This window comes from Ruegeria sp. SATB027, from assembly GCF_059613825.1.
Genome location: NZ_JBXWTH010000049.1, coordinates 68,810 through 83,402 on the forward strand (window position 1 = coordinate 68,810; position 14,593 = coordinate 83,402).

Here is a 14,593-nt window from a genome sequence, read left to right on the forward strand (position 1 = left end):
TGTTTTCCTGCTCCAAAACAGGATGAGGGTCTTATGTCGTTGCAAGACGTCACCGCACGTATCGCCAAAGCCGAAGCCAAGTCGAACCGACCGGCAGGTTCCGTCAAACTGATTGCCGTGTCCAAAGTGCAGCCGAATGACAGGGTGCAGGCAGTTCTAGAGCAAGGGCACAGATGTTTTGGCGAGAATCGCGTGCAGGAGGCGGCAATCAAGTGGCCCGCTTTCAAAGAACAGTTCGAGGGTATTGATCTGCACCTCATTGGCCCGTTGCAGACCAACAAGGCTCGTCACGCAATGGAACTGTGCAATGCGATCCATTCGGTAGATCGACCCAAACTGGCCAAGACACTGGCGCGTTTGGCACAGGAAATGGGAAACTGCCCGGACCTGTTCATTCAGGTCAACACCGGTGAGGAAGACCAAAAGGCCGGTATCCTTCCTGCGGACGCGGACGGTTTCATTGCCGAGTGCAGGTCGTTGGATCTGCCCGTGCGTGGATTGATGTGCATTCCTCCGGTCGATGAAGAGCCTGCTTTGCACTTTGCGCTATTGGCCAAAATCGCTGCAACCAACGGGCTTGATGGATTGTCTATGGGGATGAGTCACGATTTCGAACAGGCCATCGCTTTGGGCGCAACCCACGTCCGTGTTGGCTCGGCCATCTTTGGCGAACGGGTTAAACCTCAGGAATGATCAGCCATGATCCGGGGGCAATGCGCTGTGATATCCAGTGCAGATGGTCCCGGCGAAAGGCAATACAGCCTTCGGTTGGATAGCCGGGTCTGCGCCATTGGTGCAGAAAAATGGCCGATCCCCTGCCCGGAACGGCGTTTGGCCAGTTCCAGTCGGTTAACAGAATCAGGTCGTATAACGGGTCGGCGCGGTGCAACTTTTCATGGCTGAATGCATAGGGTGCGCTGACCATGTGGTTGTATCTGCTTTCAGACACGTCGTCAGACCACAAGTCCCGCGGGCCAATGGCGCGGGCCCATTTGCTGGGGGCGGCCATTCGGTCGGCCCGGTATAGCATGCCGACGATTCGATGATGTCCAGTTGGGGTCGCGCCGTCGCCTTCGCGTTTTGCGTTGCTCAACCCGCCTTTGCCCACGGAACAGGGAAACATCCTGCCAAGAAACCGGATGCCGCGTGGGGTTAGAACAAGATCGTTTGGGGTCAAAGCAGATGCCCTGACTTCTTGGCCTTGGTCGCCAGGTATCCCCGGTTGTGAGAGGTTTCGCCAACCTTCAGAGGGACACGCTCGGTTACTGCGATACCTGTCCGTTCCATCATGGCGATTTTGGCCGGGTTGTTGGTCAGCAAGCGGACAGAGTTGAAACCCAGCGATTTCAATATGTCCGACCCAAGCCGAAAATCACGCTCGTCATCCTCAAAACCCAGCCTGTGGTTCGCCTCAACGGTGTCAAAACCCTGATCCTGAAGGAAATAAGCGCGCATCTTGTTCGCCAGACCGATACCGCGCCCTTCCTGATTCAGATACAGAAGAACGCCTGCACCTTCTGCCCCCATCTGTGCCAGGGCACCGCGGAGTTGCGGGCCGCAGTCACATTTCAGGCTTCCCATCAGATCGCCGGTGAAACAGGCAGAATGCAATCGGGCCAGCACAGGCTTGTCGCGGTCCGGGCGCCCGATCTCGACGGCGTAGTGCTCTTCACCACCGTCTTCAGGTCGGAAGACGTGTAACCGCCCGGCTTCGGACACCTCCATCGGAAGGCGGGCCGCGACGACTTCGTGCAAAGTACTGCGATCCGCCAGATGAGGCGTGGCGCGCGTGTGATCAATGCAGGTCAAACCGTGCGAAGCGGCAAATGCCCTGCCGTCCTCGACAGGTACCACGACCACAGCGGGAAGGATGCGCGCGGATTTGGCCAATGCAATTGCGATACGGTGCAGATTGGCATTGCCGTGCCGCTCGGTCATCAACGGGCCCTTCATGGGCGCGTTCAGATCGTCGGAAGGATCAGCAACCGCCAGTACCCATGCGATATCTGCATCCGCCGGGATCGAAACCCGCGCCAGATCCCCGTCGTACGCCCGCGCTTTCAGGGTTTCAGCACGTCGCCCAGTTATGGCCACCACCGGATTCCCTAGTTTTTTCAGGTCGGCCAGACGCTGCGGGCTGAGCGTTTCGGCAGAAACCGCAAGCACGCTGAAGCCACTGTCATCGGTCAGCGCAACGGGAACGCCCATGCGCAGATCGGCCCGGGCCCGGGCGAGAAGTTCCGTGATATCGGGGATGAGACTCATCAATGTTACCCTATAACGCTCAATCTTTCTCCTAGCCCTTTCGAAAGGAAATGTGAAACATTTCCGCGAACTCTGACACGAAGGCGTGAAACGGTTGCAGCAAATCTTGTTGATTGCATATTCCACGCGCAAGTGATGGAAAAGCGTTTGGAGGACCGGGAAATGGCTCAACTCAAGAAAATCCTGCTGGTGGACGATGACGAGGACCTGCGCGAGGCGCTCAGCGAGCAACTTGTCATGACCGAAGACTTTGACGTGTTTGAGGCGTCAGACGGTCACTCTGCCATGGAGCGCGCGCGCGAAGCGATCTATGACCTGGTCATTCTTGATGTGGGTCTGCCGGATACCGACGGGCGCGAACTGTGTCGCCTCATGCGCAAACAGGGTGTCAAAAGCCCGATCCTGATGCTGACCGGTCATGACAGCGATGCCGATACGATCCTGGGCCTGGATGCCGGCGCGAATGACTATGTTTCGAAACCATTCAAATTCCCGGTGCTTCTGGCACGCATCCGTGCGCAGCTTCGCCAGCATGAACAATCCGAGGACGCAGTATTTGTACTTGGCCCCTATACGTTCAAACCGGCGATGAAGATGCTGATCACGGAAGAGGACAGAAAAATCCGCCTGACCGAGAAGGAAACCAACATCCTCAAATTCCTGTACCGCTCGACCGACGGCGTGGTGGCGCGGGATGTGCTGCTTCACGAAGTTTGGGGATATAATGCTGGTGTTACAACGCATACGCTGGAAACCCACATCTACCGCCTGCGTCAGAAGATTGAGCCCGATCCGTCAAATGCGCGCCTTTTGGTCACAGAATCCGGTGGATATAGGCTGGTGTCTTAACTGGGTGTGGATTGACTTGGATCAAAGTGATACCCTGTACTCATAATTAGGTTACTCCCAACCCGCGCATGTCCGGGTTATGACATGCACCTCCCTGTTGGACTGCCGGGCCGAATGGCCCGGCTTTTTTCTTTTCTGAAGGACGAAATCATGTGCCGCCTGTACCGTCACAGGCGTTGCGAAACCTTGCGTGTTCCTGTAATGTTCTATTTCTCGCGAAAGGTTGGAGGAGCGCGTGATGATCGAAGGAAGCTGTTTGTGCGGGGCGGTGAAGTTTAACCTGAAGTCTCAACCATCCGTGATGGGAACCTGCCACTGCTCAAGATGCAGAAAAGCCGGGGCCAGCACAGTCGTATTTGTCAACAAAGAAGACTTGGTGTGGGTTCGGGGCAGGGAAAACGTAACGCTGCACCAGCCCGATCCGCCCTACAAATACGGCAGGTGTTTCTGCACGAAATGCGGGACATCTTTGGGCGAAATCATTTCAGAAGCAGATAGTTTTCCAATCGCAGCAAATGCACTGGATACCGGGTTAGAGCAGAAAGTTCAGTTTCACGAATTTGTTTCGGAAAAACCGGACTGGTACGAGATTTGCGATGATGCCCCCCAAAATGAAAGCCACCCGTCCTAGATTTTCTTTTCTGATGGTACCCCATCCCCCACCGCGTTAACCTTCGCCAAATCGCGACAGAGGAATCCTCGCCATGCCCTTCACCCTTGCCACCTGGAACATCAACTCGGTCCGACTGCGCGAACCAATCGTGCTGAAACTGTTGGAAGAAGAGGCGCCGGATGTTCTGTGTTTGCAGGAATGCAAGTCTCCGGTTGAAAAGATTCCGACCGAAGGGTTCGCGGCGCTGGGCTATACCCACATGATTGCCCGTGGCCAGAAAGGATATAATGGCGTCGCCATCCTGTCCCGCCTGCCAATAGAAGAGGTGGGCGACAAGGATTTCGCAAATCTCGGTCACGCGCGCCACATAGCCGGTCGGTTGGAGAATGGTGTGACCATCCACAACTTCTATGTCCCCGCTGGCGGTGATGTGCCGGATCGTGAAGTGAATGAGAAATTTGGCCAAAAGCTCGACTATCTGACGGACATGCGCGATTGGTTCCACGCGGAAAAGCCGGAAAAATCCATCCTCGTCGGCGATCTGAACATTGCCCCGCGTGAGGATGACGTCTGGTCGCACAAACAATTGCTCAAGGTCGTCTCGCACACTCCGATCGAAGTGGAACATCTGGCCGAGACCCAGGACGCAGGTGGTTGGGTCGATATCACCCGGCAGGATATTCCCGAAGGGCAGCTTTTCAGCTGGTGGTCCTACCGGGCCCGCGACTGGGATGCGGCAGACAAGGGGCGGCGGCTGGATCATGTCTGGGCCACGCCCGATATTTCAAACGCGGGCCATTCCAGTCGCATTCTGCGCGACGCGCGTGGGTGGGAAAAGCCCAGCGATCATGCGCCGGTCTTTGCGACTTTCGACATTTGAACTGAAACTCTGCCCTTGGTTTCTGCGACAAGCGATTGCATATAGAGCGCAAGTTCGAACGAAAGAGTGATTGCCATGGACATCCTGAACGGCGCAGCCGCCCCAGCCACCGATCTGATCAAGGACGGGACCGAGGCCACTTTCATGGTCGATGTGATCGAAGCCTCGCAGGAAACGCCTGTTATCGTTGACTTCTGGGCACCCTGGTGCGGCCCGTGCAAGACGCTGGGCCCAATGCTGGAAGACGCGGTTACCGCCGCCAAAGGCGCGGTGAAGATGGTCAAGATCAACGTGGACGAGGCACAGATGATCGCCTCGCAGATGCGCATCCAGTCGATTCCAACGGTCTACGCGTTTTTTAAAGGGCAACCCGTGGACGGTTTTCAGGGCGCGCTGCCGGGGTCCGAGATCAAGGCTTTCGTGGATCGCGTGATCGAGGCGTCAGGTGGGGAAAGCCCGGGCGGCCAATTGGATGACGCCGTAGTTGCCGCCGAAGAAATGCTGAGCGACGGCGCCGCGGCAGATGCTGCGCAGACTTTTGCCGCCATTCTTGGCGAAGACCCGAACCACGCGGCAGCATATGGCGGGCTGGTGCGGGCACATATCGCCACTGGCGATCTGGAACATGCCGAGGCCATCCTGAACGGTGCACCCGCCGAAATATCCAACTCGGCCGAGGTCGAGGCTGCGCATGCGCAATTGCAGCTGGCCAAGCAGGCGGCTGATGCAGGTCCGGTGGCGGATCTGACAGCGGTCGTTGAAGCAGACCCCGAAAATCTTCAGGCCCGGTTTGACCTGGCGCAGGCCTTGCACGCGAACGGCGAAGTGGAAGAAGCCGTGGCGCAATTGCTGGAATTGTTCCGCCGGGATCGTGAGTGGGATGACGGGGCCGCCAAGACCCAGCTTTTCACGATCTTCGACGCGCTCAAGCCCAATGACCCGATCGTTCTGAATGGTCGCCGCAAACTCAGCTCGATGATATTTGCCTAATTTCTGATCAGAGCTAGAATTGGGACATGATGCATCCCGCCGACTTGCCGGACACCGTATCCGTTTTCCCCTTGCCCGGGGCGCTGTTGTTGCCCCGCTCGCGCTTGCCGCTTCACATCTTCGAGCCCCGCTATTTGCAGATGCTGGACGATGCCCTCAAGACCAAGGAACGGCTGATCGCGATGGTCCAGCCAAATCCTTCGGCCCATGATGAGAACAAACTGCACCGCATCGGGTGTGTCGGGCGCGTGACCCAGTTTTCCGAAACGGAAGATGGTCGGTATCTGATCACGCTGACCGGTGTGTCCCGGTTCCGGGTGGTGTCAGAGCTGGACGCTTTCACGCCATATCGGCGATGCGAAGTCTCGTGGGACGGCTTTGACAGGGATCTTGGCAAGGCCGAACACGACGACAGGTTCAATCGCACCAAGTTCCTGGCTTTGCTGGAACGTTTCTTTTCGTCACGGCAATTGTCCACTGACTGGGATTCGCTGAAAGATGCCGAGGATGAATTGCTGGTAAACTCACTGTCCATGCTGTTGGACTTTGACCCGGAAGATAAACAGGCCCTGTTAGAGGCCCCTTGCCTGCGCACACGGCGCGAGACGCTGATGACATTGATAGAATTCGCAATGCGAGGCGGATCGAATGAGGAAAAACTGCAATGACTGACCCTGAACACGCCTTTGATCGCCGTATGCTCGAAGCTCTGGTCTGCCCGCAGACGCAAACGACCCTGCGCTATGACGCCGAAAGGCAGGAGCTTGTGTCACAGGCCGCAGGTCTGGCTTTTCCCATCCGCAACGGCATTCCGGTCATGTTGGTCGACGAGGCACGGCAGCTGGACTAAATTGGCTGCCCTTGCAACAGCTTGGGCAAATCCCCGGTCAAACCCGCTGCTTCGCGGACGAAACCGCGCCGCAACCCCGGCAGTGCGCCGACAATTCCCATACCAACGTCGCGCCCAATGCGCAGCAACGGGTTGTCGTTTGAGAACAGTTTGTTGAAGACATCCGTTGCCATCGCAAGAGCTGCGGTGTCGAACCTGCGCCATTCCTGGTAGCGTTCCAGCACCATAAGCGATCCGATGTCTTCGCCGCGCCGTCCTGCCAAGGTCAGAACCTCTGCCAACGCGCCGACGTCACGCAAACCGGCGTTCAGGCCCTGACCGGCAATCGGGTGCATCCCGTGGGCAGCATCCCCGACCAGTGCCAGACGATCAGCGATAAAGGAATTGGCGATGGTCAGGTTCAAAGGATAGGTGAAACGATCACCAGCCAGGTGGATGTCACCGAGGAAATCGCCAAACCGCGGGCGTAGCACTTGCAGATACTCATCCTCGGGCAGGGCGTTGATCTGGTGCGCGGCCTCGGTGCGTTCGCTCCATACAATGGAACTGCGATTGCCGGTCAGCGGCAGAATCGCCAAGGGGCCCGGCGGCATGAAGAATTGATGGGCAATGCCGTGATGCGGCAGCTCGTGTTCAATGGCGCAGACAAGTGCGGTCTGGCCATAATCCCAACCGGTGCGCTTGATACCTGCGCGGTCCGCAGTGCCGCTGCGGCGACCGTCGCACCCGATCAGCAGTCTGCTGTTCATCGTCGAACCATCGTCCAGCGTCACGGTTACTCCAGTGGTGTCGGCTTGTTGCGACACAACAGTCTTGCCACTCAGCTGAGTGATGCGGGGCTCTTCGGCCATAGCGTCCATAAAGGCGCGGCGCAGGTGACGGTCTTCGACCATATACCCCATCGGACCTTCTTCTATTTCGGCATGGTCGAAATGCATGAAAAACGGTGACGGGCCTGTACCTGCGTGACCGTCCGTGACCTTGATTTCCAGCATCGGTTGGGCGTGTTCCGCAACACGGTCCCAGACGCCGATGGCAGCCAACAAGCGCTGTGATGCCAAGGCCAGGGCATAGGCTCTCCCGTCGAACGCCGCATTCTTGCGGACCTTCTCATCCAGCGCATCAATCACTGTGACCGAATGTCCGGTTTGTGCCAGAGCCAATGCCAAAGCCGGGCCGTTCAACCCGCCGCCCACGATCAGAATGTCAGATGCCTGTGTCATGCCCTGCAATATGCGCGCCCTTTCGGGATTGTCCATGTGCAGTCCTGTCGCTACCGTTCTTTCAAGCCAAAAAGCAGGAGGGGGCGGGATGCAGGATTGGTTGACCATGACGGCGTGTGATTTGGGCCGTGGCATTGGGATGGGCCAGATCGATCCGGTTGAATTGACGGAAACCTACCTGTCCGCAATAGACGCCCATCCGCACCGCGACCGCATCTATGCCCGCGTCACCCATGACCGCGCCCGCGCCGAGGCCGAAGCCGCGCAGCAACGTGCGAAAATGGGATTGCGGCGATCGTTGCTGGATGGGGTTCCGATCAGCTGGAAAGACCTGTTCGACACTGCCGGCACCGCGACCGAGGCCGGGTCGGCGCTTCTGAAAGACCGCGTGCCGGATGCGGATGCACTTGTGGTGCGCAACGCAACGCAGATGGGGACGGTCTGTCTGGGTAAGACGCATATGAGCGAACTGGCCTTTTCCGGCCTTGGATTGAACCCGATCACCGAAACGCCCCCTTGTACCCATGATGAAACGGCGGTGCCGGGCGGGTCTTCATCTGGTGCGGGCGCGTCGGTTGCCTGGGGGCTGGCGGCTTGCGGGATCGGTTCCGATACCGGCGGTTCGGTGCGAATTCCAGCGGCATGGAATGATCTGGTAGGGTTGAAAACCACGGCCGGGCGGCTGAGCCTTGAAGGCGTGGTGCCGCTCTGCCTGCGGTTTGACACCGTTGGGCCACTGGCGCGATCCGTTGAAGATGCAGCACATATGCTGGCCCTGTTAGAGGGCGGGGCACCTGCGGACCTGAGGGGCGCTTCGCTGAAAGGTCGTCGTTTTGCCGATTTGCAGAACATTGCCAAGGACGACCTGCGCGATGCCCCGCGAACAGCCTATGACGAGGCCATTGCGAAACTTTCGGATGCAGGCGCTGAGATTGTTCCATTGGACGTGCCCGAGCTGAACGAGGCGATGACCCTGTCCAGCATCGTCTACACGACCGAGGCCTACGGGTTGTGGCGCGATGTGATCGAGGCCAACCCAGAGGCAATGTATCCCGAAATCCTGGAACGGTTCCGCATTGGTATGGGATATTCCGGCCCAGATTATGTCGCGGCCTGGGCCAAGCTCAAGGCGTGCCGCAGTGCCTGGGATGTGGCAACTGCCGGGTTCGATGCGGTTCTGGCACCCACAGCACCGATTTTGCCGCCCAATCTGGACCGGTTGATGACCGATCACGACTATTACGTGACTGAAAACTTGCTGGCCCTTCGCAATACGCGGATCGGCAACCTGATGGGGCTTGCGGCGCTGACCCTGCCCACCGGAACGCCCAGTTGCGGGCTGATGATGATGGGGTATCCGAACTCGGAAGAGGCCCTGTTGCGGTTGGGGTCAGCGGCAGAATCGGCATTGGCCTGAATGCCACAATCCACTGATTCGGAACCTCTTTGTCTGGACGAAGAGGTATGCGGACTGTAATCTGCCAAAAAAACGGGGCGCAAACGACCCCGATATTGAGGCAGTAACATGGATTTTCCCGAGCGGTTTTCGAACCTACCGGAATATGCATTCCCGCGTTTGCGCGCCCTGTTGGATCACCATCAACCGGGCGGTGACGTCGTTCATATGACGATTGGCGCGCCGACGCATGATTTTCCGGCTTGGGTGACGGATGTCATCATGGAAAATGCTGCCGGGTTTCAGGGCTATCCGCCGAACGAAGGCTCGGAAGACCTGCGCGGCGCAATCACGGGCTGGATCAAGCGGCGTTACGGGGTCGAAATGGACCCTGACGTCAACGTCATGGCGCTGAACGGCACACGTGAGGGGCTGTATAATGCGGCCATGGCGCTGTGCCCGGAACAGAAGAACGGCAAACAACCGATCATCCTGTGCCCGAACCCGTTTTATCAGGTCTACATGGTCGCGTCGATTTCGGTGGGTACGCAACCCTATTTTGTCCCTGCAACTGCCGCGACTGGTCATCTGCCGGATTATTCCGGCCTGCCCGAAGATGTGCTGAACCAAACAGCGGTGGCTTATATTTGTTCCCCGGCCAACCCGCAGGGCGCGGTTGCATCGCGCGACTACTGGGCTGACCTGATCCGTCTGGCCGAGGCTTATGATTTCCGCATCTTCGCCGACGAATGCTATTCCGAGATTTACCGTGACCAAGCCCCGACGGGGGTTCTGACTGTCGCGCAGGAACTAGGGGCTGATCCCGAACGGATCACGCTGTTTAACTCCCTGTCAAAACGCTCGAACCTAGCTGGTTTGCGCTCGGGCCTGATTGCCGGTGGACCAAAGTCCATCAGCCAGGTGAAAAAACTGCGCACCTATGCCGGATCCCCACTGCCTTTGCCTTTGCAGGCTGCTGCGGCCCGTGTCTGGGCGGATGAAATACATGTCGAGCAAAACCGCGCGCTCTATCAGGAGAAATACGCCATAGCGGATAAGGTGTTTGCGGGCGTGCAGGGCTACATGTCGCCCGAGGCCGGGTTCTTTTTGTGGTTACCGGTCGAGAATGGCGAGGACGCGGCATTGAAGGTTTGGAAGGAAACCGGGGTTCGGGTTCTTCCGGGCGCATATCTTTCACAAGGTGATCCGGGAAATAACCCGGGCGAAGGCTTTATCCGGGTTGCATTGGTAGCCCCAAAAACAGAGTTGCAGCGTGGTTTGATCACACTCCGCGACTGCATCTATACGTGAGGTACGAGGGCAAAATGGCATCATATAACGCGCGAAACCGCGACCCATTGCTGGACAGCACAACACAGGCAGCCCTGGAGCGACGCAGTAAGGAACTGATCGGTATCGCGCTGATCCTGTTGGGCTTGGCCGCGGCTGCGATGATCTGGTCCTATACGCCCGATGATCCTAATTGGATGGTTTCGACCGACGCGCCGGTGCAGAACTGGATGGGACGGGTCGGCGCGTCTATTGCAGCCCCCTTGTTCATGATCGTGGGCTGGGGAAGCTGGGGCATCGCGCTTGTTCTGGTTGGATGGGGTCTGCGTTTTGCTGGCCATTTCGGTGAAGACCGGGCCATTGCCCGCCTGATCTTTGCCCCGATCTGGATCGCTGTAGCCTCGGTCTATGCCGCTACCCTTGTTCCCGGTGCCGAGTGGCGTGCAACGCATAGCTACGGTTTGGGCGGTTTGTTCGGCGACACGGTCATGGGCGCGTTGCTGACGCTGGTGCCGATCTCTTCGCATTTTCTGGTCAAACTGATGTCGCTGGCCATGGCCGTCGGGATGACCACGCTGGGTGTTTTTGTGCTGGGCTTCACCAAGGCCGACGTGAAATGCGGCTTCCGCGCCTTCCTACTGGGTCTTGTTATGTCTTATGACATGCTGATGACGCTGATGGGGCGTGGTGCGGCCTCGGCCGCGCAAGCCGCGCGGGATCGCCGAGCACAGTGGGAAGAACGCAAGCTTGCCCGCGCTGAAGCGGCTGAGGCGATGTTTGACGACGAACTGGTCTATGCCGATCCTGTTTTTGAAGAACGTGAATTGGGACGTCCTGAACCTCCGGTCAAATCAGGCCTGTTGGCGCGAATGCCGTCACTTATCCGGCGCCCCGATCCAATGCCCGAGCCTGAGTTGGTGGATCCTGAACCGATCGCGGGCTTTGACGACATGCCCGGCGAAGATCGCATCCGCTCCAAAATCTCGGCTGCCGTGCGAAATCGCAAGGTAGCCGTAGGCGAAATGACACCCGAGCCGGATCCCAACCTACCGTTGACCAAGGGTCGTGGACGCGGTCCCGATCCGCTGATCCTGAACCAGCATACCTCGTCCGAACTGCCACCCGAACCGCCGATGACGGCGTATGGTCTGCGCCCCGAGCCGCAGGTGTCCGCTGGTGACACGCCAGAGGCGCAAGAACCCGCTGTGTTCGGTTATGAGGCCGGGACAGAACAATACGATTACGCATCCGAGTTGGATATCGATGATGAGTCGGTTTTCGAGGATGTCACCGACGCCGCGCCGCAGCAGCGCCCCGCGATGAAAATCCCGGTAGCTGAACCGCGCAAGCCTGTGGTGGCGCAGCCCGTGCGTCGGACACCGTTGCCGTCTCGTCGTGCGCAGGCCGAAGCGCAACCGGCATTGTCCTTCGAGGAACGGCACTCTGACTTCGAACTTCCGCCTCTGGGCTTGTTGTCCAACCCCGCCAGTATCCAACGCCATCACCTGAGCGATGAGGCCTTGGAAGAAAATGCACGGATGCTGGAAAACGTTCTGGACGATTACGGCGTCAAGGGTGAGATCGTCAGCGTACGCCCCGGCCCGGTCGTGACCATGTACGAGCTGGAGCCCGCTCCGGGCCTCAAGGCGAGCCGGGTGATCGGTTTGGCAGACGATATCGCGCGCTCGATGTCGGCGCTGTCGGCGCGGGTTTCGACCCTGCCGGGGCGTTCGGTGATCGGTATCGAATTGCCCAACGAAAACCGCGAGATGGTCGTGCTGCGGGAAATCCTGGCTAGCCGCGATTTCGGCGATGGCAATCAGGCGCTGCCGCTGGCGCTGGGCAAGGATATCGGCGGTGAATCCGTTGTGGCGAACTTGGCCAAGATGCCTCACCTGCTTATCGCCGGGACTACGGGTTCGGGTAAGTCGGTGGCGATCAATACGATGATCCTGTCGCTGCTTTACAAGCTGACGCCGGATGAATGCCGTCTGATCATGATCGACCCGAAGATGTTGGAACTGTCCGTTTACGATGGCATCCCGCATCTGCTGTCACCCGTTGTGACCGATCCAAAGAAGGCGGTTGTCGCCCTGAAATGGGTCGTGGGCGAAATGGAAGACCGCTATCGCAAGATGTCCAAGATGGGCGTCCGCAACATCGCGGGCTACAATGGCCGTGTGAAGGATGCGCTGGCCAAAGGCGAGATGTTCAGCCGCACGGTGCAAACCGGGTTTGACGATGAAACCGGCGAACCAACGTTCGAGACGGAAGAATTCGCACCCGAAGCGATGCCATATATCGTCGTCATCGTCGATGAGATGGCCGATCTGATGATGGTCGCGGGCAAGGAAATCGAAGCCTGTATCCAGCGTCTGGCGCAAATGGCACGGGCCTCGGGCATTCACCTGATCATGGCCACGCAGCGCCCCTCGGTTGACGTGATTACCGGCACGATCAAGGCCAACTTCCCTACGCGGATTTCGTTCCAAGTGACGTCGAAAGTCGACAGCCGCACCATTCTGGGCGAGATGGGCGCCGAACAACTGCTGGGGCAGGGCGACATGCTTTACATGGCCGGTGGCGCCAAAATTACCCGTTGCCACGGACCGTTTGTGTCGGATGAAGAGGTCGAGGAAATCGTCAACCACCTCAAACAATACGGTCCGCCCGATTACGTGGGCAGCGTTCTGGACGGCCCGGCCGAGGACAAGGTCGACAACATTGACGCCGTTCTGGGGCTGAACACTGGCGGCAACACGAACGGAGAGGACGCGCTGTACGATCAGGCGGTGGCAATTGTGATCAAGGATCGCAAATGCTCGACCTCTTATATTCAGCGAAAACTCGCCATCGGGTATAACAAGGCGGCGCGTCTTGTTGAACAAATGGAAGACGAAGGTGTTGTTTCGTCAGCAAATCATGTCGGGAAACGCGAAATCCTCGTCCCCGAGCAATAGGATATTTAATAACAAGGGCAGACAGCCTATCTGTACAGCATGAAACAGATTGCTTTTGCCCTTGCTTTGACACTGGCCGCACCCGCCGCATGGGCGGCGGAAAAACTGCCGCTTTCGCAGATTTCCAATTACCTGAACGGATTGAAAACGGTTCAGACAACGTTCACGCAGGTGAACGATGATGGCTCGTTGAGCACCGGACAGCTGTGGATGCAGCGCCCTGGCAAGATGCGTTTCGAATATGACCCGCCCAACAGCGCTGTGGTACTGGCGCGCTCGGGCAGTGTTCAGATCTTCGATCCGAAATCGAACCAGCCGCCCGAGCAATACCCGCTGAAGCGCACGCCTCTATCCATTGTGCTGGCACGCAACGTGAATCTTGATCAGGCCAATATGGTTGTCGGCCACAGCTTTGACGGCACGGCCACAGTGGTCACTGCGCAAGACCCCAAGAACCCTGAGGCAGGTCGGATTGAATTGATGTTCACCGATAATCCGGTTGAGTTGCGCAAATGGGTGATTCATGACAACGCCGGCAGCCAGACCACCGTTCTTTTGGGTGCGTTGACCGAAAGCAATGGTCTTGATCAGGGTCTTTTCTCGAACAAGGAAAGACGCGGGTCAGTCAATCGCTGACCCGCTTTTTGCTGGTCAATACCGGCAGTTCGCCAACTGTGCCTGATACAGTTGCGCGCGCGCGTCCACGTCATTGGCCACGCTCAACAACCACGACTTGCTGTTGTGGGTGCCGCGAGCGTACCCCGTGTGACCTTCGTGATAGGCCAGGTATTGATTGCGTGTGTCGCCGGGGTGGATGCCGTTGCGCTCATAGCTTTTGTTCATATACCAGCCGATGAAGTCCGAGGCATCGCGGATGCGATCCCGCTTGGCCCGGCGCTTTCCGGTTTCGCGCTGATATTGATCCCAGGTACCGTCCAGTGCCTGGCTGAACCCATAGGCGCTGCTTTGCCGCCCCATCGGGATCACGCCCAGCACGTAACGGTGCGGGGTACGCGCGTCGTGGCGATATCGGCTTTCCTGATAAATCGTGGCCATCTGAACGTGAACCGGAACACCCCATTTCTGCTCGGTGCTTTTGAAAGCCTTGATGAAATCCGGTCGTTCGTGCGCAATGCTGCACGCGTCGTTCAGTTTGCTGGGCGGTTGTTTTGACCCGCCGCCACAGGATGCCAAAAGCAGCACCCCGAAGAGTACGATAAGAATTCTGCTCATGTGCCTCATGCCTTTTTTTGTTTATTCTAGCGCAGATTGAGCTC

15 protein-coding genes are annotated in these 14,593 nt (G+C 58.1%); 11 read left to right on the forward strand and 4 right to left on the reverse strand.

The window, feature by feature from the left end:
• Positions 1-33: 33 nt before the first annotated feature.
• Positions 34-693, forward strand: a complete 660-nt coding sequence (locus AC2FPW_RS15760) for a YggS family pyridoxal phosphate-dependent enzyme (protein ID WP_496814451.1) — start codon at positions 34-36, stop codon at positions 691-693.
• On the opposite strand, the gene AC2FPW_RS15765 is transcribed toward AC2FPW_RS15760, so the two are convergent.
• Together AC2FPW_RS15765 and ribA are read right to left on the reverse strand one after the other, a co-directional pair.
• Positions 677-1,177, reverse strand: a complete 501-nt coding sequence (locus AC2FPW_RS15765; protein WP_496814452.1) for a L,D-transpeptidase family protein — start codon at positions 1,175-1,177, stop codon at positions 677-679. The genes AC2FPW_RS15760 and AC2FPW_RS15765 overlap by 17 nt on opposite strands.
• A complete protein-coding gene (gene ribA, locus AC2FPW_RS15770; RefSeq protein ID WP_496814454.1) occupies positions 1,174-2,265 on the reverse strand; it encodes a GTP cyclohydrolase II in 1,092 nt (363 codons plus the stop codon). Before ribA ends, AC2FPW_RS15765 begins: the two co-directional genes overlap by 4 nt.
• 162 nt (positions 2,266-2,427) lie before the next feature.
• On the opposite strand from ribA, the gene AC2FPW_RS15775 reads away from it, so the two are divergent.
• The 6 genes from AC2FPW_RS15775 to AC2FPW_RS15800 all read left to right on the forward strand — a co-directional run bounded on the left by AC2FPW_RS15775 (position 2,428) and on the right by AC2FPW_RS15800 (position 6,447).
• The gene (locus tag AC2FPW_RS15775) at positions 2,428-3,114 is read left to right on the forward strand and encodes a response regulator transcription factor (RefSeq protein ID WP_171724917.1); all 687 of its coding nucleotides are present in this window, start codon (positions 2,428-2,430) and stop codon (positions 3,112-3,114) included.
• Between the two features lie 238 nt (positions 3,115-3,352).
• A complete protein-coding gene (locus tag AC2FPW_RS15780) occupies positions 3,353-3,745 on the forward strand; it encodes a GFA family protein (protein WP_267364337.1) in 393 nt (130 codons plus the stop codon).
• Between the two features lie 73 nt (positions 3,746-3,818).
• A complete protein-coding gene (locus tag AC2FPW_RS15785) occupies positions 3,819-4,607 on the forward strand; it encodes an exodeoxyribonuclease III (protein WP_496814455.1) in 789 nt (262 codons plus the stop codon).
• Between the two features lie 75 nt (positions 4,608-4,682).
• On the forward strand, positions 4,683-5,597 hold the full coding sequence (trxA, locus tag AC2FPW_RS15790) for a thioredoxin (RefSeq protein WP_496814457.1): 915 nt from the start codon (positions 4,683-4,685) through the stop codon (positions 5,595-5,597).
• Between the two features lie 26 nt (positions 5,598-5,623).
• A complete protein-coding gene (locus tag AC2FPW_RS15795; RefSeq protein WP_480506416.1) occupies positions 5,624-6,265 on the forward strand; it encodes an LON peptidase substrate-binding domain-containing protein in 642 nt (213 codons plus the stop codon).
• Positions 6,262-6,447 carry a Trm112 family protein gene (locus tag AC2FPW_RS15800; RefSeq protein ID WP_209504973.1) on the forward strand — a complete coding sequence of 62 codons (186 nt, stop codon included), beginning with the start codon at positions 6,262-6,264 and terminating at the stop codon, positions 6,445-6,447. The genes AC2FPW_RS15795 and AC2FPW_RS15800 overlap by 4 nt, the downstream gene beginning before the upstream one ends.
• Here the strand turns inward: AC2FPW_RS15800 and AC2FPW_RS15805 are convergent.
• A complete protein-coding gene (locus AC2FPW_RS15805; RefSeq protein ID WP_480588297.1) occupies positions 6,444-7,706 on the reverse strand; it encodes an FAD-dependent monooxygenase in 1,263 nt (420 codons plus the stop codon). The two genes, AC2FPW_RS15800 and AC2FPW_RS15805, sit on opposite strands and share 4 nt — an antisense overlap.
• A 52-nt stretch (positions 7,707-7,758) precedes the next feature.
• Between AC2FPW_RS15805 and AC2FPW_RS15810 the strand changes: the two genes are divergently transcribed.
• The 4 genes from AC2FPW_RS15810 (at position 7,759) to AC2FPW_RS15825 (ending at position 13,952) form a co-directional block, all read left to right on the forward strand.
• Positions 7,759-9,087 carry an amidase gene (locus AC2FPW_RS15810; protein WP_496814458.1) on the forward strand — a complete coding sequence of 443 codons (1,329 nt, stop codon included), beginning with the start codon at positions 7,759-7,761 and terminating at the stop codon, positions 9,085-9,087.
• 108 nt (positions 9,088-9,195) lie between these two features.
• On the forward strand, positions 9,196-10,377 hold the full coding sequence (locus tag AC2FPW_RS15815; protein WP_496814460.1) for an aminotransferase class I/II-fold pyridoxal phosphate-dependent enzyme: 1,182 nt from the start codon (positions 9,196-9,198) through the stop codon (positions 10,375-10,377).
• Positions 10,378-10,391: 14 nt separating this feature from the next.
• On the forward strand, positions 10,392-13,316 hold the full coding sequence (locus AC2FPW_RS15820) for a DNA translocase FtsK (RefSeq protein ID WP_496814461.1): 2,925 nt from the start codon (positions 10,392-10,394) through the stop codon (positions 13,314-13,316).
• Positions 13,317-13,355: 39 nt separating this feature from the next.
• On the forward strand, positions 13,356-13,952 hold the full coding sequence (locus AC2FPW_RS15825) for a LolA family protein (protein WP_209504969.1): 597 nt from the start codon (positions 13,356-13,358) through the stop codon (positions 13,950-13,952).
• A 15-nt stretch (positions 13,953-13,967) separates the two neighbouring features.
• On the opposite strand, the gene AC2FPW_RS15830 is transcribed toward AC2FPW_RS15825, so the two are convergent.
• Entirely contained in the window at positions 13,968-14,549 is a 582-nt protein-coding gene (locus AC2FPW_RS15830) for a transglycosylase SLT domain-containing protein (RefSeq protein WP_209504968.1), read from the reverse strand.
• Positions 14,550-14,593 lie beyond the last annotated feature (44 nt).

Excerpts from the sequence above, each read along its gene's own strand:
- AC2FPW_RS15760 (WP_496814451.1), top strand. The coding sequence starts at position 34 with ATGTCGTTGCAAGACGTCACCGCACGTATCGCCAAAGCCGAAGCCAAG.
- ribA (WP_496814454.1), bottom strand. The coding sequence starts at position 2,265 with ATGAGTCTCATCCCCGATATCACGGAACTTCTCGCCCGGGCCCGGGCC.
- AC2FPW_RS15775 (WP_171724917.1), top strand. The coding sequence starts at position 2,428 with ATGGCTCAACTCAAGAAAATCCTGCTGGTGGACGATGACGAGGACCTG.
- AC2FPW_RS15780 (WP_267364337.1), top strand. The coding sequence starts at position 3,353 with ATGATCGAAGGAAGCTGTTTGTGCGGGGCGGTGAAGTTTAACCTGAAG.
- AC2FPW_RS15785 (WP_496814455.1), top strand. The coding sequence starts at position 3,819 with ATGCCCTTCACCCTTGCCACCTGGAACATCAACTCGGTCCGACTGCGC.
- trxA (WP_496814457.1), top strand. The coding sequence starts at position 4,683 with ATGGACATCCTGAACGGCGCAGCCGCCCCAGCCACCGATCTGATCAAG.
- AC2FPW_RS15795 (WP_480506416.1), top strand. The coding sequence starts at position 5,624 with ATGATGCATCCCGCCGACTTGCCGGACACCGTATCCGTTTTCCCCTTG.
- AC2FPW_RS15800 (WP_209504973.1), top strand. The coding sequence starts at position 6,262 with ATGACTGACCCTGAACACGCCTTTGATCGCCGTATGCTCGAAGCTCTG.
- AC2FPW_RS15805 (WP_480588297.1), bottom strand. The coding sequence starts at position 7,706 with ATGGACAATCCCGAAAGGGCGCGCATATTGCAGGGCATGACACAGGCA.
- AC2FPW_RS15810 (WP_496814458.1), top strand. The coding sequence starts at position 7,759 with ATGCAGGATTGGTTGACCATGACGGCGTGTGATTTGGGCCGTGGCATT.
- AC2FPW_RS15815 (WP_496814460.1), top strand. The coding sequence starts at position 9,196 with ATGGATTTTCCCGAGCGGTTTTCGAACCTACCGGAATATGCATTCCCG.
- AC2FPW_RS15820 (WP_496814461.1), top strand. The coding sequence starts at position 10,392 with ATGGCATCATATAACGCGCGAAACCGCGACCCATTGCTGGACAGCACA.
- AC2FPW_RS15825 (WP_209504969.1), top strand. The coding sequence starts at position 13,356 with ATGAAACAGATTGCTTTTGCCCTTGCTTTGACACTGGCCGCACCCGCC.
- AC2FPW_RS15830 (WP_209504968.1), bottom strand. The coding sequence starts at position 14,549 with ATGAGCAGAATTCTTATCGTACTCTTCGGGGTGCTGCTTTTGGCATCC.